This is a genomic window from Streptomyces sp. NPDC004788, from assembly GCF_053601115.1.
The window spans coordinates 1-19,835 of the sequence record NZ_JBSGBF010000015.1; the positions used below are offsets into that span (position 1 = coordinate 1).

Consider the following 19,835-nt stretch of genomic DNA (forward strand, 5'->3'; position numbering starts at 1 on the left):
GGCGACGCAGCCGGAGAGGGCGGCCATCGCCATCCCGGCCACGCCGGCGAGCAGCGTCACTGTGGTTCCGGTTCTTCCGAACCGGGGAGCGGGCCCCTTCCGCGTGCCTACAGGAACGAGTTGATCTCGATCGTCTCGTCGCGGCCCGGGCCCACGCCGATCGCGGAGATCGGGGCGCCGGACATGTCCTCCAGGGCCTTCACGTACGCCTGCGCGTTCTTCGGCAGGTCGGCGAAGGTCTTGGCCTTGGTGATGTCCTCGGACCAGCCCGGGAGCATCTCGTAGATCGGCTTCGCGTGGTGGAAGTCGGTCTGCGAGTACGGCAGCTCCTCGACGCGCTTGCCGTCGATCTCGTACGCGACGCAGACCGGGATCTGCTCCCAGCCGGTCAGCACGTCGAGCTTGGTCAGGAAGAAGTCGGTCAGGCCGTTGACGCGGGTCGCGTAGCGGGCGATGACCGCGTCGAACCAGCCGCAGCGGCGGTCGCGGCCGGTGGTGACACCGCGCTCGCCACCGATGCGGCGCAGGGCCTCGCCGTCCTCGTCGAAGAGCTCGGTCGGGAACGGGCCGGCGCCGACGCGGGTCGTGTACGCCTTGAGGATGCCGATGACGCGGCTGATCTTCGTCGGGCCCACGCCGGCGCCGGTGCAGGCGCCGCCGGCGGTCGGGTTCGAGGAGGTGACGAAGGGGTACGTGCCGTGGTCGACGTCGAGCAGGGTGCCCTGGCCGCCCTCGAAGAGCACGACCTTGTCGTCGTCGAGCGCCTGGTTGAGGATCAGCGTGGTGTCCGCGACGAACGGCTTGATCTGCTCCGCGTACTGGAGCATCTCCTCGACGATCTGCGCGGCCTCGATGGCGCGGCGGTTGTAGAGCTTCGCGAGCAGCTGGTTCTTGCCCTCGAGTGCCGCCTCGACCTTCTGGGTGAGGATCGACTCGTCGTACAGGTCCTGGACCCGGATGCCGACGCGGTTGATCTTGTCGGCGTACGTCGGGCCGATGCCACGGCCGGTCGTGCCGATCTTGCGCTTGCCGAGGAACCGTTCCGTCACCTTGTCGAGGGTGACGTTGTACGGCGTGATCAGGTGGGCGTTGCCGCTGATCAGGAGCTTGGAGGTGTCGACGCCGCGCTCGTTCAGCCCGCTCAGCTCGGAGAGCAGGACCGCCGGGTCGACGACGACGCCGTTTCCGATGACCGGGGTGCATCCCGGGGAGAGGATGCCGGAGGGGAGGAGGTGCAGCGCGTACTTCTGGTCGCCTACGACGACCGTGTGGCCGGCGTTGTTGCCGCCCTGGTAGCGCACCACATAATCAACGGAACCACCGAGCAGGTCGGTGGCCTTTCCCTTGCCCTCGTCACCCCACTGAGCACCGAGCAGCACAAGTGCGGGCACAGGCGTACACCCCTTCCGGGCGGGGCAAGACCAAGGTCAGGGGGCCGACGCCGCCTCACCGGTGTGCCCCGGAATAGACGAAGCCCCTGGCGCAATAGCGCAAGGGGCTCTTGCACAAAGAGACTACCCGAGGAAGGACCGAGGTGTCGGATCACGACCACCTGCTGGTCATCGTCGACCCGGTCGCCCGCCGAATGGACGGCGAGTCCGTACGGATCGCGAAAGATGTGCTGTCCGCGGGCGCGGAAGCGAAGATCTGTCTGCCGGACACCGCGGAGGAATTCTCCCGGGCCCTGTCCAGGCGCGGCTCCCGGCGCCCCGTCGTCCTCGGCGACGACCGCACCCTGCTGCGCACCGTGACCCTCCTCCAGCGCGAGCGGGACCCGAGCGGCGCGGCGTCCACGACCGCCGTCGCGATGGTCCCGATCGGCGCGCCCGAGGGGCTGGAGACGGCCCGCGCGCTGGGCGTGCCGCACGACACGGTCGCCGCCGCCCGGGCGGTCCTCGACGGGACCGTACGCCGCCTCGACCTGCTGGTCGACGACAGCGACGGCGTCGTCCTCACCAGGCTCGACGTGCCCGCCGCCCGGGAGCCGGCGCCCGCGCCGCCCACCGTCTGGGACACCTGCCGCTCCCTCGTCCGCACCCTGGTCCGGCCCGCCCCGACGGCCCTCGCGGTCCGCACCCACCGGCTGCGGATCGAGGCGGACGGCGAGCTGCTCTGCGACGTCGGCACCCCGGTCGAGTGCCTCACGGCCCGCGCCGTGGACGGCCGGGCCGCGCTGACCCTGATCCCGGCCGGCGCCCCGGCCCTGCACACCACCGCCCGCACCCTCACCGTCACCGGCCCCGATTTCCGTTACCGCGCCGACACGGCGGTCGCGGGGCCGGTGCGCCGCCGGACCTGGACGGTACGGGAGGGGGCCTGGGGCCTGACGGTGCCGGCGGAGCGGGTCTAGGCTCCTCCGGGGGGGCTCAGGGGACCGATCTGCAGGGGGATTTCGTGGACGAGGCGGGGGGCGCGAGAGCGCTCGACGTGCCGGCGACGGCGACGGCGCTGGACCGGTACGGGGCGCAGGCGCGCGGCTGGGTGGCCGGCGGGGTCGTCGCGGCCGTGGCCGGGGCAGGGACGGTCGCCGCGTCGGCGGACGGCGTGTGGAGCGAGCAGGTGGGGCCCGGGCTCCTCACGCTCGGCGTGCTCGTCGCCGCCGTCGGTCTCGGCACCCTCGTCACCGCCCGCCGCATGCGCCGCGTCCTGGCCGCCCGGCCCTGGTCCGCCCACCCGGCCGATCTGGTACCTCCGCGCGGGCGGCTGCACCCGACGACCGTGGTCCTGACCGACCCGACCACCGGCGAGACGTGGCCGCTGACCCTGCGCGCGGCCCAGCAGCGCCACTACCTGGCGCAGCCCGGCCCGACCGGCGTGCTCTGGTGGTGCGGCGACCGGGCGCGCGGCGGGGTGCTCGCCCAGCCGGGTGGCGGCACCCTGGTCTGGGCGGTGCCGGTGCTGCGCCGGAACGCCCGGCGCAGCCTCGTCCGGCGCGCGGCCGAAGACGGGCTGCTCGTCCGGCCGGTCCCGTCCCAGCCGCAGGGCGTGACGCCGGTCCCGGTCCCGGTCCCGGTGCGCGCGACGGCCAGGCCCTCCGACCTCACGTACGGCCTGCTCGCCCCGTACGCCTGGACGCCGAAGACCGCCTCCGGGAAGAAGCCCCGGCGCCGCCGCCCCGAGGCGGACGCGCGGAGCGTGCCGTGGTGGCGGGTGCGCAGTCTGCGGAGGCTGTCCGGACTGCCGTCCATCGCGCTGAGTGCGCTGCTGGCGCTCGCCATGGGCGCCCTGTGGTGGGTCCAGCCGACCTTCAAACCCGTGGTGACCGGGGCGATCGCGCTGGTCGGGGTCGGCTGGTACGGCTACCGGTTCCTGACGTCCGGCCGGCACATCGCGGCCCTCTTCGCCCGCGCGGCGGCCGCCCCCGCCCTCGTACCGAAGCGGTACGTGCTCCTGCGCACCCCTCGCGGAAACGGGCCGCTCCTCGTGGTCTTCCCCGCGGGCGGCGGGCCGGACGCCCGTCCCCAGGGGGTGCTGCCGCTGCGGGCGGTGGACGTCCCGGACGCGCCCGTCGGCGAGGTGGAGCTGCGGGGCTGGCTGGACCGGTCCGCCACCGGGCGGCCGGTCGTCGTCCCGTGGGTGGACGGCCGGGCGCTGTGGCCCATGGAGGCGTACCTGGATGCGGAGACGGAGAGGTTCGCCGAGGTGATGGCGCCAACGGCCTCGCTCATTCCGCTGGGATAACCGCCCCGGACGCCTTCGCCTCTCCCCTGTCCGCCGCCCTCTCCATCAGCCTCTGGCCACCCTCTCCGCCGCCTTCTCGGCGTCCTTGTGGGCCCGCCAGCGGTCCATGATCCCGGCCATCTCGCCGTGCAGGAACGCGAAGAACTCGGCCGTCTCGGCGGTGCGGCGGCCCGCCGCGGTGTCGCGGCCCAGGAGCTCGGCGCCCTCGACGAGAACCTTCTCCCAGCGGGTGAGGACCTGGTCGCGGCGGGTGAAGGTCTCGTACCAGAGCTCGTTGTGGAGCACGTACCGCTCGCGGCGGGTGCCGGGGTCGCGTTCCCGGCTGACCATGTTGACCTGCGAGAGGTAGCGGATCGCGCCGGAGACGGCGGCCGGGCTGATCCGGAGCCGTTCGGCGAGCTCGGCCGAGGTCATCGAGGCCGTCTCGGAGGCGAGCAGGGCCGCGAAGACGCGGCTCGCCATGCGCTGCATACCGGCCGCCGTCATCTCGCCCGCGAAGCGCTCGACGAAGCGGGAGACCGCCTCGTCGTCACCGGCCGCGCCGCCACCGGCCCTGCTGTGCCCGCCCCTGCCCCCGGCCCTGCCGGCCTCGGCCCTGCTCTCATCGGGCCTGCTCTCGTCGGGCCTGCTCTCGGGCGTCGTCATCTCGCTCATCCCGTCGCTCGTCCCCTCGCTCACGGGACCAAGTTTATGTCGTTCCTTAACTTCACAAGTTTGTGAAATCAGCGTACGTTCTGAAGCATGACGAAGGCAATCAGCGTCGCCGGACTCCACAAGTCGTTCGGCCGCACCCACGCACTGGACGGCTTGGACCTCACCGTCGAGACCGGTGAGGTCCACGGCTTCCTCGGCCCCAACGGCTCCGGGAAGTCCACCACCATCCGCGTCCTCCTCGGGCTCCTGCGCGCCGACTCCGGGGGCGCCCGCGTCCTCGGCCGGGACCCGTGGGCCGACGCCGTCGAACTGCACCGGCGGATCGCCTACGTCCCCGGTGACGTCACGCTCTGGCGCAACCTCTCCGGCGGCGAGGTGATCGACCTGTACGGGCGGCTGCGCGGCGGCCTCGACCGGGCCCGGCGCGCCGAGCTGATCGAGCGCTTCGAACTGGACCCGACGAAGAAGGGCCGTACGTACTCCAAGGGCAACCGGCAGAAGGTCGCCCTCGTCGCGGCCTTCGCCTCCGACGTCGACCTGCTCGTGCTCGACGAACCGACGTCCGGGCTCGACCCGCTGATGGAGGAGGTGTTCCAGGAGTGCGTCGCCGAGGCGCGCGCCCACGGCCGGACCGTCCTCCTCTCCTCGCACATCCTCAGCGAGGTGGAGACCCTCTGCGACCGGGTCAGCATCATCCGCAAGGGCCGCACCGTCGAGTCCGGCTCGCTCGCCGAGCTGCGCCACCTCACCCGTACGAGCGTGATCGCCGAACTCGCGGGCCCGCCCAACGGCCTGGCCCACCTGCCGGGCGTGCACGGCCTCGACGTACAGGGACAGCGGATCCGTCTCCAGGTCGACACCGACAAGCTCGACGCCGTCCTCCGCTCGCTCACCGAGTCCGGCGTACGGAGCCTCACCAGCACCCCGCCCACCCTGGAGGAGCTGTTCCTCCGCCACTACGCCGCGGAGGAAGTGGCATGAGCGGCGTCACGACTGGGGTCAGCCTCGCGGGCACCGCCACCCTCACCCGGCTCGCCCTGCGCCGCGACCGGCTGATGCTGCCCGTCTGGGCCCTGGTCACCGGCGGCCTGGTGGCGAGCGGCGCGGGCTCGCTGCAGAGCCTCTACGGGACGGCCGCGCAGCGCGCCGAACTCGCCGCGTCGATGACCGCGAACAGTTCGATGCGCTCGCTCTACGGGCCGGTCTTCGACGACTCCCTCGGCGGTCTCGTCGCCTGGCGTTTCGGCACCTTCGCGGCCGTCCTCGCCGCCGTGATGAGCCTGATCATCGTCGTCCGGCACACCCGCGAGGAGGAGGAGACGGGCCGTCAGGAGCTGCTGTCCGCCGGCGCGGTGGGCCGCCGGGCCCCGCTGACGGCCGCGCTGCTCGCCGCGCTCACCGCCAACGCCGCCGTGGTGCTCATCGTCACGGTCGGACTGGCGAAGCAGGGCACGGCCGGCGCCCTCGCGCTCGGCCTGGCCATCGGCGGGACCGGCATGGTCTTCGCGACGACGGCGGCGATCGTCGCCCAGCTCACCGAGAGCGCCCGGCTCGCCAAAGGGCTGACGGCCGGGCTGCTCGGGCTCGCCTTCGTCCTGCGGGCGGCCGGAGACGCGGGCACCGCCGACGGCGACAGCGTCCTCACCTGGCTCTCGCCCGTCGGCTGGGCCGAGAACGTCCGCGCCTTCGACGCGGACGGGGAACGGTGGTGGGTACCGGCGCTGATCGCCGCCGCCGTCCTCGTCCAGACGGCCCTGGCGTACGGGCTGACCGCCCGGCGCGACGTCGGCATGAGCTTCCTGCCCACCCGGCCCGGACCCGCCGACGGACGGCTCGCGACGGCGGGCGCGCTGGCCTGGCGGTTGCAGCGCGGCACGCTGCTCGGCTGGTCCCTCGGCTTCCTGCTCGGCGGACTGGTCTTCGGCGGGATGGTCGAGGGCGCCGCCGACATCGTCGGCGACAACGAGCAGGCCCGGCAGATCTTCGAGCGGATGGGCGGTCAGAGCGTCCTCACCGACGCCTTCCTCGCCACCATGGCCGGGCTCTTCGGCATGGTCGCGGCGCTGTTCGCGGTCGGTTCGGTGCTGCGCCTGCACGGCGAGGAGACCTCGCAGCGCGCCGAACCGCTGCTCGCCGCGCCCGTCGGGCGGCTGCGCTGGGCGGCCGGGCACCTGGTGGTCGCGTTCGCCGGTTCGGCGCTGATCCTGCTCCTGAGCGGGGTCGGACTCGCGCTCTCGTACGGCAGGGAGCTCGGCCCGATCCTGGGCGCGGCGCTCGTCCAGCTCCCGGCCGTGTGGACGCTCGCCGGGCTTGCGGTGCTGCTGTGGGGCGCGGTCCCGAAGGCCGCCCCGGCCGCGTGGGGCGTGGCCGGGGTGTGCCTGGCCCTCGGCTGGATCGGGCCCGCGCTCGACCTGCCGCAGGCCGCCCTGGACCTGTCCCCGTTCGGGCATCTGCCGAAGCTGCCGGGCGGCGGCATGGCGTGGACGCCGGTCCTCGTCCTCACGGCCCTGGCGACGGTGCTCACCGCGGCGGGCCTGGCGGGGCTGCGCCGCCGGGACATGGCGGGCTGAGGTCGTTCCGTACGTCCCGCACGGCCCGGCAACGGGCCTACGCGGGTCAGGAGCGCAGGCCGTACGGCTCAGGAGCGGGCCGGGGACTCGGGCATGAGCGTGCGGGCCAGTACCTCCAGCGCCTGAGTGACCTCACCCAGGCGCTGCGGGTCGTCGGACCCCAGCGCCGCGGCGAGCGCGCCTTCGATCCGGGTGGCCCGCACCTCCGCCACACGCTCGGACGCCTCCGCGGCCGGGCGCACGAGTACCCGGCGCCGGTCGGCGGGGTCCGGCACCGCCTGCACCGATCCGGCCTCCTTCAGCCGGGCCACGGCAGTGGACACCTGGCTCTGCGGCAGACCGGTCCGGGCGGCGATCTCACCGACGGCGCTGTCGGGGTGGGCGGCGATGTCGCCGGCGACGATCAGGACCAACCGGGCGCTGCCGGCGTACCGGCCCTCGCCACCGGGAGGCTCGGGCAGCGCGTCCTCGCCGATCTTCATCAGGAGGCGGCCCAGCAGGAAGAGTTCGGCTCCATTCACCCCGTCAACATACATCGAACTCGATTCATCCCATCCGATACATCGGGGTTGATGTATCGAGTTGGATGGAATAACGTTGACGAGGAGGCCGGCGGGCGCGAAGCCCGCCGCACACGAAGGGGGAGAACCATGACCACGACCGAGGCCATGACCGAGGCCGCGACCACGACCGTCGGCACACTCGACGTTCCTGGGGCGGTGCTGTACTACCAGGTCCGGGGCACCGGCCCGACGCTGCTGATCTCGCAGAGCGGGGAGGGTGACGCCGACCGCAGCACCGACCTCGTCGCCCGGCTCACCCACTCCTACCGCGTGATCACCTACGACCGCCGCGGCCTCTCGCGCAGCCGGCTCGACGCCCCGGAGCGCGGGGCGACGCTCGTCGAGCACGCCGACGACGTCCAGCACCTCCTCGCCGCCCTCACCGACGCGCCCGCCCTCATGCTCGGCTGCAGCCTGGGAGCCGTCATCGGGCTGCACGCAGCCGTGCGCCACCCCGGACTCGTCCACACGCTCGTCGCCCACGAGCCCGTCGCCCCGCGCCTGCTGCCCGACCGGGAGCGCGCCCGGCACGAGCGGGAGCTCACCGCCCTCCAGGATCTGTATCGCCAAGAAGGTCTCGGCGCCGTACTGCCGGAGATCGTCCGGACCCTGGGCATCGACCCCACCGGCGCCGGCGCCGAGCCGGGCCTGACGCCCCAGCCGATGAACGCCCAGCGGATCGCCAACTTCGACCACTTCATCCGCCACGACTTCACTGCGGTCGTCCACGACACGCTCGACACCACCGCACTGGCGAACACCGGCACCCGCATAGTCCCCGCCGTCGGCCGCACGACCCCACACACGGTCTTCGACCACGCCTGCGCGGTCTCCCTCGCCGAGCTCGTCGGCCACAAGCCGGTGGAATTCCCGGGCGGCCACAACGGCAACACGAGCCACCCGAAGGCATACGCGGCCCGCCTCCGCCAGGTCCTGGAGGGGGCGTGCTGAGCCGGTTCGCGCGGCGCCGGTCAGACCTCGACCAGCAGCTCCTCGAAGCCCCGGATCACGTAGCCCGGCTTCCGCACCGGCTCCGCGGCGAGCCGCAGCCGTGGCGCCTGCCTCAGCAACTCACCGAACACAGCGGTGAGTTCGAGGCGGGCGAGCGGGGCGCCGAGGCAGTAGTGGATGCCGGCGCCGAAGCTGATGTGCGGGTTGTCGGGGCGGGCGAGGTCGAGCCTGCCGGCGTCCGGGCCGAAGCGGGCGGGGTCGCGGTTCGCGGAGCCGAAGAGCAGGGCGACCTCGGCGCCGCGCGGGATGACGACGTCGCCGAGCTCGATGTCGTCGAGGACCCAGCGCTCGAACATCTGGAGCGGGGTGTCGTAGCGCAGGAGTTCGTCCACAGCTGTGGACAAAGCCTCGGGAGCCGGATCCGGGCGGACCCCGCGGCTGAGCAGGGCCCACCAGCCGTTGACCGTGGCGTTCACGGTCGCCTCGTGGCCCGCGTTGAGGAGCAGCACGCAGGTGGAGATCATCTCCTGCTCGGTGAGCGCCCCTTCGGCCGACTCCGCGACACCGAGCAGCCCCGAGATCAGATCCTCCCCCGGGTCCTTCCGCCGCCGGGCGATCAACTCCCGCAGGTAGTCGGAGAACTCGATCGAGGCCCGGACGGCCCGACGGGCGGTCTCCTCCGACGGGTTCAGCTCGAACATCCCGCAGATGTCCGCCGACCAGGGCCGCAGCCGCGCCCGTTCCTCGTCGTCCTCCGTCACGCCCAGCATCTCGGCGATCACCGCCACCGGCAGCGGCTCGGCGACCCGCGCGAGCAGATCGCCGCCGCCGTCCGCGACCAGTCCCCCGACCAGCTCGCCGGCCAGGCGCCGTACGGTCGGCGCGAGCCGCTCCACCGTCCTCGGCGTGAACGCCTTCGACACGAGCCGCCGGATCCGGGTGTGGTCGGCGCCCTCCAGGTCGAGCAGCCCGTGGTCGTTGAGCGTGTGGAACGGCTCGTGGGCTGCGTCCGGCGCCGGGCGGCCGAACTCCTCGTGCGTGAAGCGATGGGTGTAGGTACGGCCCAGGCGGCGGTCCCGGAGCAGCGCGGACACGTCCTCGTAGTGCGGGATCAGCCACTGCCGGGTGGGGCCGTACCAGTGGGCTCGGCCGGCGGCACGCAGCCGCGCGTACGCCGGGTAGGGGTCGGCGACGAACTCCGGGGACCACGGGTCGAAATCCATGCCCCTCCCCTACCCGCTGATCACCCGCTGATCACCGCCGCTAGCCGCCGACCTGCACCAGCCTCGCCTCGTACGCGAAGACGGCCGCCTGCGTCCGGTCCCGCAGGCCCAGCTTCACCAGGATCCGGCTCACATGCGTCTTGATCGTCGACTCGGCGACGACGAGGTGGTCGGCGATCTCCTGGTTCGACAGGCCCTGCGCGATGAGCACCAGGACCTCCGTCTCGCGCTCGGTCAGCTCGCCGATCTGCGCCGTCGCGGGCGGTCGCGGCGCGCTCGCCGCCGACTTCGCGAACTCGTTGATCAGCCGCTTCGTCACGGTCGGCGCGAGCAGCGCCTCGCCGGCCGCGACCACCCGCACGCCCTCCGCGAGCTGCCGCGCCGAGGCGTCCTTGAGGAGGAAGCCGGAGGCTCCGGCGCGCAGCGCCTGGTACACGTACTCGTCCAGGTCGAAGGTGGTCAGGACGAGCACCTTCGCGGCGGCGTCGGCGGCGACGATCTCGCGGGTGGCGTCGATGCCGTTCAGCTCCGGCATGCGGATGTCCATCAGGACCACGTCGGGGCGGAGGGCGGCGACCTGGGCGACGGCCTCGCGGCCGTTCACGGCCTCGCCGACGACCTCGATGTCCGGCATGGCGTTCAGGAGGACGGAGAAGCCCTCGCGGACCATCATCTGGTCGTCGACGATCAGGACGCGGATCACGGCTGGGGCTCCTCACGGGGCACGGGGATGAAGACGGTGACCTCGTAGCCGCCGTCGGCGGTCGCCTCGGCGGTCATCTCGCCGTTCAGCATGGTCACCCGCTCCCGCATGCCGGTCAGGCCGTGGCCGGCGCCCGGGGACGGCTTGACCAGACCGCGCGCCGGGCCGTTGGCGATCCGCAGTCCGAGCCCGCCGAGGACGTACGACAGCTCCACCTTCGCGGCGGCGCCCGGCGCGTGCCGCAGCACGTTCGACAGGGCCTCCTGCACGATCCGGTACGCCGACAGCTCCACGCCCTGCGGCAGCTCGCGCACCGCGCCCGTCACCGTCCGCTCCACGTCGAGCCCGGCCTCCCGGACGTTGGCGGCCAGGCCGTCCAGGTCCGCGAGCGTCGGCTGCGGCGCGTCCGGCGCCTCGTAGTCCTCGGCCCGTACGACCCCGAGGATGCGGCGCAGCTCGGTCAGCGCGGCCACCGCGTTCTCACGGATCGTCACGAACGCCTGCTCCAGCTCCGGCGGCGGGTTCTCCACGCGGTACGGGGCGGCCTCGGCCTGGATCGCCACCACCGACATGTGGTGCGCGACGACGTCGTGCAGCTCGCGGGCGATGGTCGTGCGCTCTTCGAGCAGCGTCCGCTTCGACCGCTCGACCGCCGTCACCGACTGCTGCGCGGTGACCTCGCGGGCCGCCTCGCGGCGGACCTGGCGGACCGAGACGGCGAGCAGGAGCAGCGCGGCGACGAAGAGGACCTGCGGGCCGTCGTTGCCGTACGCGGCGCCGGGCGCCCCGGAGGCGAGCACGGCGTACACGGCGGTGACTACCCACATCCACGCGGCGGTGCGCGGGCGGGTGCGCAGGGCGACGAAGACGAGGACGGCGAGGTGCGCGAGGACCGAGTTCGGCGCCCAGGGCCAGCCGTCACCGTACGCGCCCATGTAGGCGATGAAGGGCGCGGTGACGAGCGAGGCCCAGAACGCGAGGACCGGACGGACGAGCGTCAGGAGCACGATCACGGCCGGCACGCACGCGTAGACGAACGCGATCGGGCCGACCCCGTCGAAGACCCGCCGGTAGCCCATCATGAACACGAAGAACGCGGTGAACGCGACGACGGCGTGCGGCAGCAGGCCCGCGTGCGCCCGTATCCGCTCCGGCAGGAAGCGGGTCGGCCCGCGCTCCACGTCCATGCGGGGCAGCGGGCGGTAGGCGAAGGCATCGGTGACGAGGTCCGCGCGCAGACCGCCGAGCGCCGTCAGGGTCAGGCGGAGCTCGGGGCTGCGGCTTGTTTCGGGGGTCCGGGTCGAAGTCACCGGACCACCGTACGGGTGGGGCGCGGGCGGGGGCGTCCGGCTGGATGCGGATCCTCGTGGGTCCGCCTTGAGGACTACCCGAGGCGCCTCGCGTCCGCCGCCAGGTCCGTCACCGAGCCCGCCGCCAGGTTCGTCACGAGCCCGCCACCAGGTCCGTCACCGAGCCCGTCCCCAGCTCCGTCACCAGGCCAGCTGGGCGATCTCCTCCGCCACCACCGCGCACGCGTCCGCCGCCGGGTCGATCAGCGGGAAGTGGCCGACGTCTTCCAGCAGGGTGAAGCCGACGGTCTCGCCGGCCTTCGCCGCCGCGTCCACGTACGCCTCCGCCACGGCCGCCGGGACGACGATGTCGTCACGGCCCTGGACGACGGTCGTGGCGATGCCGGTGGGCAGCAGCACGGCCGGGTCGGCGAGGGCCGCTCGGGCGGCGAACTCGGCGTTTCCGCCCAGGAGTTCGGTCGTCGCGCCGCCGCAGACGTCCAGCTCCACCGCCCGCTCGAAGTGCGCGATCGGGGCGAGGGCGACGACACCGCGCAGGGCCGGCGGGGCCGGCAGACGCCACGGGGAGCCGGCGGGCAGGACATGGCGGGCGGCGGCCCAGAGGGCGAGGTGGCCGCCGGCGGAGTGGCCGGTGAGGACGAGGCGGCGCGGGTCGGCCTGCGGAAGGTGCTCGGCGGCGAGGTCGGCGACCGCGTCCAGCGCGGCGGCCACGTCGTCGAAGGTCTCCGGCCAGCGCCCGGCCACCGGGCCCGTGGCGCCCTGCCGGGGGATGTCGCTGCCGCGCCGGTACTCGACGCTGGCCACGGCGAAGCCGCGCCGGGCGAGGAAGTCCACGAACGGGGTCAGGTGCTGCCGGTCGTACGGCGCGCGCCAGGCGCCGCCGTGCAGCGCGACGACCAGCGGCGCGCGCTCCCGCCCGTCGCGCGGCGCGTAGAAGTCGACCAGCTGGTCGGGGTGCGCGCCGTAGGCGGCGGAGGCGTCCGGGGCGACGGCCGGGTGCGAGAAGGCCGATGCCTCTTCGGCGGCGTCGCGCGCGGCGGGGTCCGGCATGCTGCTTCCAACCTCTCCTGGAACGGGGCCGATTGGCCTGACCTGCGGGGACCGTATCAGGAGTACGGCCCCCGCCGATCAGGCGATCAACCGATGATCATCCGTCCTGGGAAGCGCCCTGGGAAGAGCCCCCGGAAGAGCCCTGCGGGGTGCCTTCGGAAGCGCCCTGGGAAGCGAGGACCTCGGCGAGGACCCGCGCCGCCCGCTCCGCGTCCGCGAAGCCCACGTACAGCGGCGTGAAACCGAACCGCAGGATGTCCGGGCGCCGCAGGTCGCCCACCACGCCGCGCCGGATCAGCTCCGCCATCACGGCCGGCGCCTCGGCGCAGCGCAGCGCGACCTGGCTGCCCCGCTCCGCGTGCGCCTCGGGCGTCACGGACTCGACCAGGCCGGCGGGGACGTAGGCCCGTACGCACTCCAGGAAGAAGTCCGTCAGGGCCAGCGACTTGGCGCGCACGGCCTCGATCTCGACCCCGTCCCAGACCTCCAGGGCCGCCTCCAGGGCCAGCATCGACAGGATGTCGGGCGTGCCGACCCGGCCGCGCAGCGCGCCTTCGGCGGCCCGGTAGCCGGGGGTCATGCCGAACGGGTCGGCGTGCGAGTTCCAGCCGGGCAGCGGCGAGTCGAAGCGGCCCTGGTGGCGCTCGGCGACGTACAGGTACGCGGGCGCGCCGGGGCCGCCGTTGAGGTACTTGTACGTGCAGCCGACGGCCAGGTCCACGCCGTGCGCGTCGAGGCCGACCGGCAGCGCGCCCGCGCTGTGGCACAGGTCCCAGACGGCGAGCGCGCCCGCCTCGTGGAGGGCGGCGGTGAGACCGGGCAGGTCCTGGAGCCGGCCGGTGCGGTAGTCGACATGGTTGACCAGGGCGAGTGCCGTGCGGTCGGTCACGGCGCCGGCCATCTCGGCCGGGTCGAGGGGCACGATCCGGTGACCCGTGAGGCGCGCGGCCGACTCGGCGATGTACCCGTCCGTGGGAAAGGTCGTCGCGTCGACGAGGATCTCGTCACGGCCGTCGCGGGGATCACCGGCCAGCCGGGTGCCCGCCACGACCGCCTTGAAGACGTTCACGCTGGTCGAGTCGCCGACCACGATCTGCCCTGCGGCGGCACCGACCAGCGGGGCGATCCGGTCGCCGATCCGCTCGGGCGCGGTCCACCAGCCGGACTCGTCCCAGGAGCGGATGCGCAGCTCGCCCCACTGCCGGGTGATGACGTCGGCCATCCGGGCGGGTACGTGAGCGGGCAGCGCGCCGAGCGAGTTGCCGTCCAGGTAGACGACCTCGTCGAGGGCGAACTTCTCGCGGTGCTTGGCCAGTTCGTCGGCGGTGTCCAGCGCCTGTGCGCGCTCCGCGTAGCTCTCAGACATGGCCGGCACGGCCGCGTAGCTCTCAGACATGGCTGCGCGCCGTCCACAGCTCGGGGAACACGTTCTTCTGGGCCCGCTTCTCCAGCCAGGCCACGCCCGCGGAGCCGCCGGTGCCGGTCTTGGCGCCCATCGCGCGCCGGGTGGCGACCAGGTGGTCGTTGCGCCAGCGCCACACCAGCTCGGCTACGTCGCTCAACGCCTCGCCGAGCCGCACGAGTTCGGCGTTCTGGTCGGGGTCGGCGTAGATCCCGGCCCAGATCCGCTCGACCTCCGCGGAGGGCTCGTAGCGCAGCGCCGGATCGCGGTCGAGGACCTCGGCCGGGACGGGCAGCCCGCGGCGGGCGAGCAGCCGCAGCGTCTCGTCGTACAGGCTGGGCTCCTGGAGCGCCTTCTCCAGCTCGGAGTGGACGCGCGGCGCGCCGCGGTGCGGCACCAGCATGGACGCCGACTTCTCGCCGAGCAGGAACTCCATCCGCCGGTACATCGCCGACTGGAAGCCGGAGCCCTCGCCGAGCGCGCCGCGGTAGGCGTTGAACTGGGCGGGGGTGAGCTGGGCGAGCGGCCGCCAGGAGTGGTTGAGGGCTTCGAGCTCGCGCACGGAGCGCTTGAGCGCGTCCATGGCCACGGGCAGGTCGTCCCGGCGCAGGGCGCGGCTCGCGGTCTCCCACTCGTGGACGATCACGGTGAACCACAGCTCCATGACCTGGGTGGTGACCAGGAAGACCATCTCGCCCGGGTCGTCGGAGCGGAGGTGCTGGAGGTGGGTCAGGACGTCCGCCTGGACGTAGTCCTCGTACGGCGTCGTACCCGCGAAGTCGAGGTTCGGCGCGTCGGCGACTGCGTCGGCGACCGTACCGGCTCCGGGGGCATCGGGGAAGGTGGACATTTCTGTCTCCTCGATACGTAACACCGGGTAGCGGTCCGCTCCTCTCCTCCGGCTCGTCCGGCACGGGAGCCCCGGTCCCCTCGGGAGGCGGGCTTCGTCGCACGCACTCCCAAGCGCATCATGACACGACCGGACCCGAGATGTAGATCCCGTCTTCGTCATACGGAAACGCGTTCGAATGACAGTCGTTCAGGCCCTTGAGTGGTGTCCCCGCTCCCGGTAGGGGACGGCCGCCGCCGCGCAGCCGAGCACCACCACGACCAGGACCAGGACCAGGACCAAGACCAGGACCAGGACCAGGACCAGGAGCGGCACCGGCCACCCGCGCCGCCGTCCCGCTCCGTGGAAGCCGGCTTGCGCCGGTCCGGTGGCAGACTGCCCTCATGACGACGCACACCCACCAGAACCTGCTCGGCGGCCCCGGCCCGACGCTCCTGCCCGAGAACGAGGACGCCTACCGCCTCCTCGCCGAGGAGTCCCTGGCCCCCGCGGAGGTCGCCCGCAAGCACCCCACCTTCTCCCTCGCGTGGGCCATGCTCGCCGACGACGCCTACGAGTCCGGCCGCGTCATCGAGTCGTACGCCTACGCCCGCACCGGCTACCACCGGGGCCTCGACGCCCTCCGCCGCGCCGGCTGGAAGGGCCACGGCCCCGTCCCGTGGTCCCACCGCCCCAACCGCGGCTTCCTCCGCTGCCTCGCGGCCCTGGCCCGCGCGGCGGGCGACATCGCCGAGAAGGACGAGCAGGAGCGCTGCTGGCAGTTCCTGCGCGACAGCAGCGAAGAGGCGTACACGGAGCTGCACCGGTAGGACCTCCCACCGGCCCGCGGCCGCCGCGGCGAGCGCCCGCACGCGCGCCCCGGGCCGGGGCTCAGTCCCGTGCCTTCCCCTCCGCCCCGGGATCCAGTGGCGGCGCCCCCACCCCGCAGTGGACCCGGCACTCGGGGTGGCACGCGGCGGTCCGCGCCGCGGCCGGGGCGCGCAGGGTGAACCAGGCGAGGGCCGCGCCCACCACCAGCACGCCCGCGAGGATCGGCATCGCACGGCGGAAGGTGGCGTCGAACTCCGTCTCCGAACGGTACGCCTCCGGGCCCATCCCCACGAGCAGCGGCAGCGCGGCCACCGCGATGAGCCCCGCCGCGCGGGCGGCCGCGTTGTTGATGCCGCTGGCCAGGCCCGCGCGGGAGACGTCGACGGAGGCGAGCACCGTGGCCGTGAGGGGCGCGACCAGAGTCGTCATGCCGAGGCCGAGGACGAGCATCGCGGGCAGGACGTCCGCCAGATACGAGGGGTCCTCGCCGACCCGCAGCATCAGCAGCATCCCGGCCGCGCACAGCAGCGGCCCGACCGTCAGCGGCAGCCGCGGCCCGGTCTTCTCGCCCAGCTCGCCGGACTTCGCCGAGAGCAGCAGCATCAGGACGGTGGTCGGCAGCAGCGCCGTCCCCGCGGCGAGCGCCGAATAGCCGGAGACCACCTGGAGCTGGAGCGCGGCGAGGAAGAAGAAGCCGCTGAACGCCGCGTACACGCACAGGGTCACCACGTTGACCGCGGTGAACTGCCGCGACCGGAAGATCGACAGCGGCACCATCGCCCGCTCGCCCCGCCGCCGCTCCACCCACACGAACCCCGCGCCGACCACCACGCCCGCCGCGCCCGCCCACCACACCTGCGCGATCAGCGCGTACGTGACGAGCGCGAGCGCCAGCGCGCCGAGCACCGCGCCGAGCACGTCGAAGCGCCCGTGCGCGACGACGTCGCGGGACTCGGGGACGTGGCGCAGAGCGACGGGCACGCAGACGAGCGCGAGCGGCACGTTCAGCAGGAACACCCACCGCCAGCCGGGCCCGTCCACCAGCCACCCGCCCACGAACGGCCCGATCGCCGCGCCCACGCCGCCGAACCCGGACCAGAGCCCGACCGCCCGGGCCCGGTCGTCCTGGTGGAAGCTGGCCTGGATCAGCGCGAGCGAGCCGGGTGTGAGCAGCGCGCCGCCGACGCCCTGGAAGGCGCGGGCGGCGACGAGGATGCCGGCGTTCGGCGCGAGCCCGCAGAGCAGCGAGGCCACCGCGAACCAGGCCACGCCGATCACGAAGACCCGCCGCCGCCCGTACCGGTCGCCGAGCGACCCGCCGAGCAGGATCAGCCCGGCGAGCGTGACCATGTAGGCGTTGACGGTCCACTGGAGGGCGCCCAGGTCGGCGCCGAGGTCCTCGCCGATGTGCGGCAGGGCGACGTTGACGACGGTCGAGTCGAGCAGCGCCATGCCGGAGCCGAGCACGGTGGTGAACACGATCCACCGCCCGGTCCCGGAGGCGAGCCTGATCCCCATGCCCGGCGCCGCGGCGCCCGCCGTATCGGCCATGCCTGCATGGTCCCGCGAACGCCCCGCCTCCGCAGCCGCGCGGCCCCGCAGCCGCTCGGTCCGGCAGCAGCCGCCCAGCCCGGCAGCCGCTCAACCCGCGACCGCCCGGTCCCGCGACGGTAACGGTGCCGCTCGGTAACGGTGCCCGCTCAGCTCCGCAGCCGGGCCGCCGCCCGTACCAGCGCGTCCACGCCCCGTTCGGCCTTCGTCCGGGGGCAGCCGAGGTTGAGGCGGACGAAGCCGGGGGTGCCGTACACCCCACCCGGCATGATCGCGACCTTCTCCTTGGTGACGAGCTCCTCCTGGAGGGCGGTCTCGTCGACGCCGAGCGGGCGCAGGTCGATCCAGGCGAGGTAGCCGGCCTGCGGCGGGGTCCAGGCGAGGCCCGGGAGGCCGGAGGCGAGCCGCTCGGCGGCCATGGCCATCGTCCCGGCGACATAGCCGCGCAGCGCGTCGAGCCAGGGCGCGCCGTGCCGATACGCGGCGATGTGCGCGGTCAGCGAGAGCACGGCCGGCGAGGCCAGCCCCTCGCCGGTCTCCATGCGCCGGACGAACTCCGCGCGCTCCTCGGGGTCGCCGAGGAACCCGTACGAACCGGAGAGCGCGGGAAAATTGAAGGCCTTGGTGCCGGAGGTGACCAGCGCCCAGCGGCGCCCCCGCCCGGGCTCGGCGACCGCCGTCCACGGCACGTGGCGGTGGCCGGCGCCCGTCAGGTCGGCGTGGATCTCGTCGCTGACGACGGCGGCGCCGTGCCGTTCGGCGAGCCGGGCGAACTCCGTCAGCTCGTCCTCGCGCCACACCCGGCCGGTCGGGTTGTGCGGGGAGCAGAGCAGCAGCATCCGGCTGCCGGGCCGGGCCAGCTCCCGTTCCAGGGCCTCGGTGTCCCCGAGGGGGACGCCGCGCAGCTCGCGGCCGAGGCCGGTGACGGCCTTGCGGAAGCCGTCGTACGTCGGGGTGTGGACGACGATGCCGTCGCCGGGCTCGGTCCACATCTGGAGCAGCTGGGAGAGCTGGGAGAGCACGGAGGGCGCGTAGACCATGGCCTCCGGGTCGACCTCGGCCCCGTACCGGCTCGCGTACCAGTCCCGTACGGCCTCCCGGAACTCGCCGAGCCGCCAGTCGGTGTAGCCGAAGACGCCGTGGTCGACGCGTGCGTGCAGGGCGTCGAGGACAGCCGGCGGGGAGGCGAAGTCCATGTCGGAGATCGTGAAGGGCAGCAGGTCGGAGACGCCGAAGCGGCCGGATATGCCGTCCCACTGGACCGACCAGGTGCCGCGCCGGTCTATCTCGCGGTCGAACTCGAACACCGACACCTCATACCTCCAGGAACGGGAACGACGAACGGGCCCGGCACCACTCTCGTGGCGCCGGGCCCGTCCTACAACGCCGAGGCGCTTACTTCAGCTTCGTACCGGTCGAGCGCAGGGCCGCGCACGCCTCGGTCACGCGCGTGGCCATGCCCGCCTCGGCGAGCTTGCCCCAGGTGCGCGGGTCGTAGGTGGACTTCTTGCCGACCTCGCCGTCGACCTTCAGGACACCGTCGTAGTTCTTGAACATGTGGTCCGCCACCGGACGCGTGAAGGCGTACTGGGTGTCGGTGTCGAGGTTCATCTTCACCACGCCGTTGTCGAGGGCGGTGGCGATCTCCTCGGCGGTCGAGCCGGAGCCGCCGTGGAAGACGAAGTCGAACGGGGAGGCCTTGCCGAACTTCTCGGCGACGCCGGCCTGGAGGTCCTTGAGCAGCTCGGGGCGGAGCACGACGTTGCCCGGCTTGTAGACGCCGTGGACGTTGCCGAAGGACGCGGCCAGCAGGTAGCGGCCCTTCTCGCCCAGGCCCAGGGCCTCGGCGGTGCGGATGGCGTCGTCGACGGAGGTGTACAGCTCGTCGTTGATCTCGTGGCTGACGCCGTCCTCCTCGCCACCGGTCGGGGTGATCTCGACCTCAAGGATGATCTTGGCGGCGGCGGCCTTGGCGAGCAGCTCCTGGCCGATGGCCAGGTTGTCGGCGAGGGTCTCGGCGGAGCCGTCCCACATGTGCGACTGGAAGAGCGGGTTGCGGCCGGCCTTGACGCGCTCGGCGGAGATGGCGAGCAGCGGGCGGACGTAGCCGTCCAGCTTGTCCTTCGGGCAGTGGTCGGTGTGCAGCGCGACCGTGATGTCGTACTTCGCGGCGACGATGTGCGCGAACTCGGCCAGGGCGACGGCGCCCGTGACCATGTCCTTGTTGTACTGGCCGCCCAGGAACTCGGCGCCACCGGTCGAGATCTGGATGATGCCGTCGCTCTCGGCCTCCGCGAAACCGCGCAGGGCGGCGTGGAGGGTCTGGGACGAGGTGACGTTGATCGCCGGGTAGGCGAACTTGCCTGCCTTCGCCCGGTCGAGCATCTCGTTGTAGACCTCGGGGGTTGCGATGGGCATACGTCCGCTCCTTGTGATGTGCGGGTAGGTGCGTTGCTTGTCCCTGACCTGGGGGCGACGTCATCGTCGCCCCCATCCTTCCAGACTCCTGCGGAAGGT

At 73.3% G+C, this 19,835-nt stretch carries 19 protein-coding genes; 6 read left to right on the top strand and 13 right to left on the bottom strand.

All coding sequences use genetic code 11. The features are described from left to right. Nucleotides 1–107: 107 nt before the first annotated feature. Complete coding sequence (locus tag ACWEJX_RS09660) at nt 108–1,391, bottom strand: adenylosuccinate synthase (RefSeq protein ID WP_451606969.1); 1,284 nt, start codon at nt 1,389–1,391, stop codon at nt 108–110. 143 nt (nt 1,392–1,534) lie between these two features. Here ACWEJX_RS09660 and ACWEJX_RS09665 point away from each other — a divergent pair, with 143 nt between their 5' ends. Further along, nucleotides 1,535–2,350, top strand: a complete 816-nt coding sequence (locus ACWEJX_RS09665; RefSeq protein ID WP_451606970.1) for a diacylglycerol kinase family protein — start codon at nt 1,535–1,537, stop codon at nt 2,348–2,350. A 44-nt stretch (nt 2,351–2,394) separates the two neighbouring features. Further along, nucleotides 2,395–3,681, top strand: a complete 1,287-nt coding sequence (locus tag ACWEJX_RS09670) for a hypothetical protein (protein WP_451606971.1) — start codon at nt 2,395–2,397, stop codon at nt 3,679–3,681. A 45-nt stretch (nt 3,682–3,726) separates the two neighbouring features. On the opposite strand, the gene ACWEJX_RS09675 is transcribed toward ACWEJX_RS09670, so the two are convergent. Next, the gene (locus tag ACWEJX_RS09675) at nt 3,727–4,167 is read right to left on the bottom strand and encodes a GbsR/MarR family transcriptional regulator (protein ID WP_451607049.1); all 441 of its coding nucleotides are present in this window, start codon (nt 4,165–4,167) and stop codon (nt 3,727–3,729) included. Between the two features lie 255 nt (nt 4,168–4,422). Between ACWEJX_RS09675 and ACWEJX_RS09680 the strand changes: the two genes are divergently transcribed. Both ACWEJX_RS09680 and ACWEJX_RS09685 read left to right on the top strand, forming a co-directional pair. Continuing rightward, nucleotides 4,423–5,316 (top strand): ABC transporter ATP-binding protein, encoded by an 894-nt coding sequence (locus tag ACWEJX_RS09680; protein WP_451606972.1) that lies wholly within the window; start codon nt 4,423–4,425, stop codon nt 5,314–5,316. Next, on the top strand, nt 5,313–6,905 hold the full coding sequence (locus ACWEJX_RS09685) for an ABC transporter permease (protein WP_451606973.1): 1,593 nt from the start codon (nt 5,313–5,315) through the stop codon (nt 6,903–6,905). The genes ACWEJX_RS09680 and ACWEJX_RS09685 overlap by 4 nt, the downstream gene beginning before the upstream one ends. 68 nt (nt 6,906–6,973) lie before the next feature. On the opposite strand, the gene ACWEJX_RS09690 is transcribed toward ACWEJX_RS09685, so the two are convergent. Next, entirely contained in the window at nt 6,974–7,426 is a 453-nt protein-coding gene (locus ACWEJX_RS09690) for a MarR family winged helix-turn-helix transcriptional regulator (protein ID WP_451606974.1), read from the bottom strand. 129 nt (nt 7,427–7,555) lie between these two features. On the opposite strand from ACWEJX_RS09690, the gene ACWEJX_RS09695 reads away from it, so the two are divergent. Continuing rightward, nucleotides 7,556–8,419 carry an alpha/beta fold hydrolase gene (locus ACWEJX_RS09695; protein WP_451606975.1) on the top strand — a complete coding sequence of 288 codons (864 nt, stop codon included), beginning with the start codon at nt 7,556–7,558 and terminating at the stop codon, nt 8,417–8,419. 20 nt (nt 8,420–8,439) lie between these two features. On the opposite strand, the gene ACWEJX_RS09700 is transcribed toward ACWEJX_RS09695, so the two are convergent. From ACWEJX_RS09700 to ACWEJX_RS09730, 7 genes are all read right to left on the bottom strand, one after another. Beyond that, nucleotides 8,440–9,642, bottom strand: a complete 1,203-nt coding sequence (locus ACWEJX_RS09700) for a cytochrome P450 (RefSeq protein ID WP_451606976.1) — start codon at nt 9,640–9,642, stop codon at nt 8,440–8,442. Nucleotides 9,643–9,682: 40 nt separating this feature from the next. After that, nucleotides 9,683–10,345: a response regulator gene (locus tag ACWEJX_RS09705; protein WP_451606977.1), complete on the bottom strand. Its 663-nt coding sequence runs from the start codon at nt 10,343–10,345 to the stop codon at nt 9,683–9,685. Next, the gene (locus ACWEJX_RS09710; protein WP_451606978.1) at nt 10,342–11,655 is read right to left on the bottom strand and encodes a sensor histidine kinase; all 1,314 of its coding nucleotides are present in this window, start codon (nt 11,653–11,655) and stop codon (nt 10,342–10,344) included. Before ACWEJX_RS09710 ends, ACWEJX_RS09705 begins: the two co-directional genes overlap by 4 nt. Nucleotides 11,656–11,835: 180 nt before the next feature. Then, the gene (locus tag ACWEJX_RS09715; protein ID WP_451606979.1) at nt 11,836–12,705 is read right to left on the bottom strand and encodes an alpha/beta hydrolase family protein; all 870 of its coding nucleotides are present in this window, start codon (nt 12,703–12,705) and stop codon (nt 11,836–11,838) included. 97 nt (nt 12,706–12,802) lie between these two features. Further along, on the bottom strand, nt 12,803–14,071 hold the full coding sequence (gene kynU / locus ACWEJX_RS09720) for a kynureninase (RefSeq protein ID WP_451607050.1): 1,269 nt from the start codon (nt 14,069–14,071) through the stop codon (nt 12,803–12,805). Nucleotides 14,072–14,093: 22 nt separating this feature from the next. Further along, nucleotides 14,094–14,957 carry a tryptophan 2,3-dioxygenase family protein gene (locus ACWEJX_RS09725; protein ID WP_451606980.1) on the bottom strand — a complete coding sequence of 288 codons (864 nt, stop codon included), beginning with the start codon at nt 14,955–14,957 and terminating at the stop codon, nt 14,094–14,096. 189 nt (nt 14,958–15,146) lie between these two features. Continuing rightward, a complete protein-coding gene (locus ACWEJX_RS09730) occupies nt 15,147–15,272 on the bottom strand; it encodes a hypothetical protein (protein ID WP_451606981.1) in 126 nt (41 codons plus the stop codon). 68 nt (nt 15,273–15,340) lie between these two features. Here ACWEJX_RS09730 and ACWEJX_RS09735 point away from each other — a divergent pair, with 68 nt between their 5' ends. Beyond that, entirely contained in the window at nt 15,341–15,766 is a 426-nt protein-coding gene (locus ACWEJX_RS09735; protein WP_403793972.1) for a DUF3151 domain-containing protein, read from the top strand. Nucleotides 15,767–15,827: 61 nt separating this feature from the next. Here ACWEJX_RS09735 and ACWEJX_RS09740 read toward each other — a convergent pair whose 3' ends face one another. From ACWEJX_RS09740 to fbaA, 3 genes are all read right to left on the bottom strand, one after another. Beyond that, on the bottom strand, nt 15,828–17,285 hold the full coding sequence (locus ACWEJX_RS09740) for an MFS transporter (protein ID WP_451607051.1): 1,458 nt from the start codon (nt 17,283–17,285) through the stop codon (nt 15,828–15,830). Nucleotides 17,286–17,467: 182 nt separating this feature from the next. Next, nucleotides 17,468–18,625, bottom strand: a complete 1,158-nt coding sequence (locus tag ACWEJX_RS09745; RefSeq protein ID WP_451606982.1) for a MalY/PatB family protein — start codon at nt 18,623–18,625, stop codon at nt 17,468–17,470. Nucleotides 18,626–18,713: 88 nt separating this feature from the next. Further along, the gene (gene fbaA / locus ACWEJX_RS09750) at nt 18,714–19,736 is read right to left on the bottom strand and encodes a class II fructose-bisphosphate aldolase (protein WP_451606983.1); all 1,023 of its coding nucleotides are present in this window, start codon (nt 19,734–19,736) and stop codon (nt 18,714–18,716) included. Nucleotides 19,737–19,835: the final 99 nt, after the last annotated feature.

Coding starts and splice junctions, on each gene's coding strand:
- ACWEJX_RS09675 (WP_451607049.1), bottom strand. CDS start 4,167: ATGACGGCGGCCGGTATGCAGCGCATGGCGAGCCGCGTCTTCGCGGCC.
- ACWEJX_RS09680 (WP_451606972.1), top strand. CDS start 4,423: ATGACGAAGGCAATCAGCGTCGCCGGACTCCACAAGTCGTTCGGCCGC.
- ACWEJX_RS09685 (WP_451606973.1), top strand. CDS start 5,313: ATGAGCGGCGTCACGACTGGGGTCAGCCTCGCGGGCACCGCCACCCTC.
- ACWEJX_RS09695 (WP_451606975.1), top strand. CDS start 7,556: ATGACCACGACCGAGGCCATGACCGAGGCCGCGACCACGACCGTCGGC.
- ACWEJX_RS09700 (WP_451606976.1), bottom strand. CDS start 9,642: ATGGATTTCGACCCGTGGTCCCCGGAGTTCGTCGCCGACCCCTACCCG.
- ACWEJX_RS09715 (WP_451606979.1), bottom strand. CDS start 12,705: ATGCCGGACCCCGCCGCGCGCGACGCCGCCGAAGAGGCATCGGCCTTC.
- kynU (WP_451607050.1), bottom strand. CDS start 14,071: ATGTCTGAGAGCTACGCGGAGCGCGCACAGGCGCTGGACACCGCCGAC.
- ACWEJX_RS09725 (WP_451606980.1), bottom strand. CDS start 14,957: ATGTCCACCTTCCCCGATGCCCCCGGAGCCGGTACGGTCGCCGACGCA.
- ACWEJX_RS09735 (WP_403793972.1), top strand. CDS start 15,341: ATGACGACGCACACCCACCAGAACCTGCTCGGCGGCCCCGGCCCGACG.
- ACWEJX_RS09740 (WP_451607051.1), bottom strand. CDS start 17,285: ATGGGGATCAGGCTCGCCTCCGGGACCGGGCGGTGGATCGTGTTCACC.
- fbaA (WP_451606983.1), bottom strand. CDS start 19,736: ATGCCCATCGCAACCCCCGAGGTCTACAACGAGATGCTCGACCGGGCG.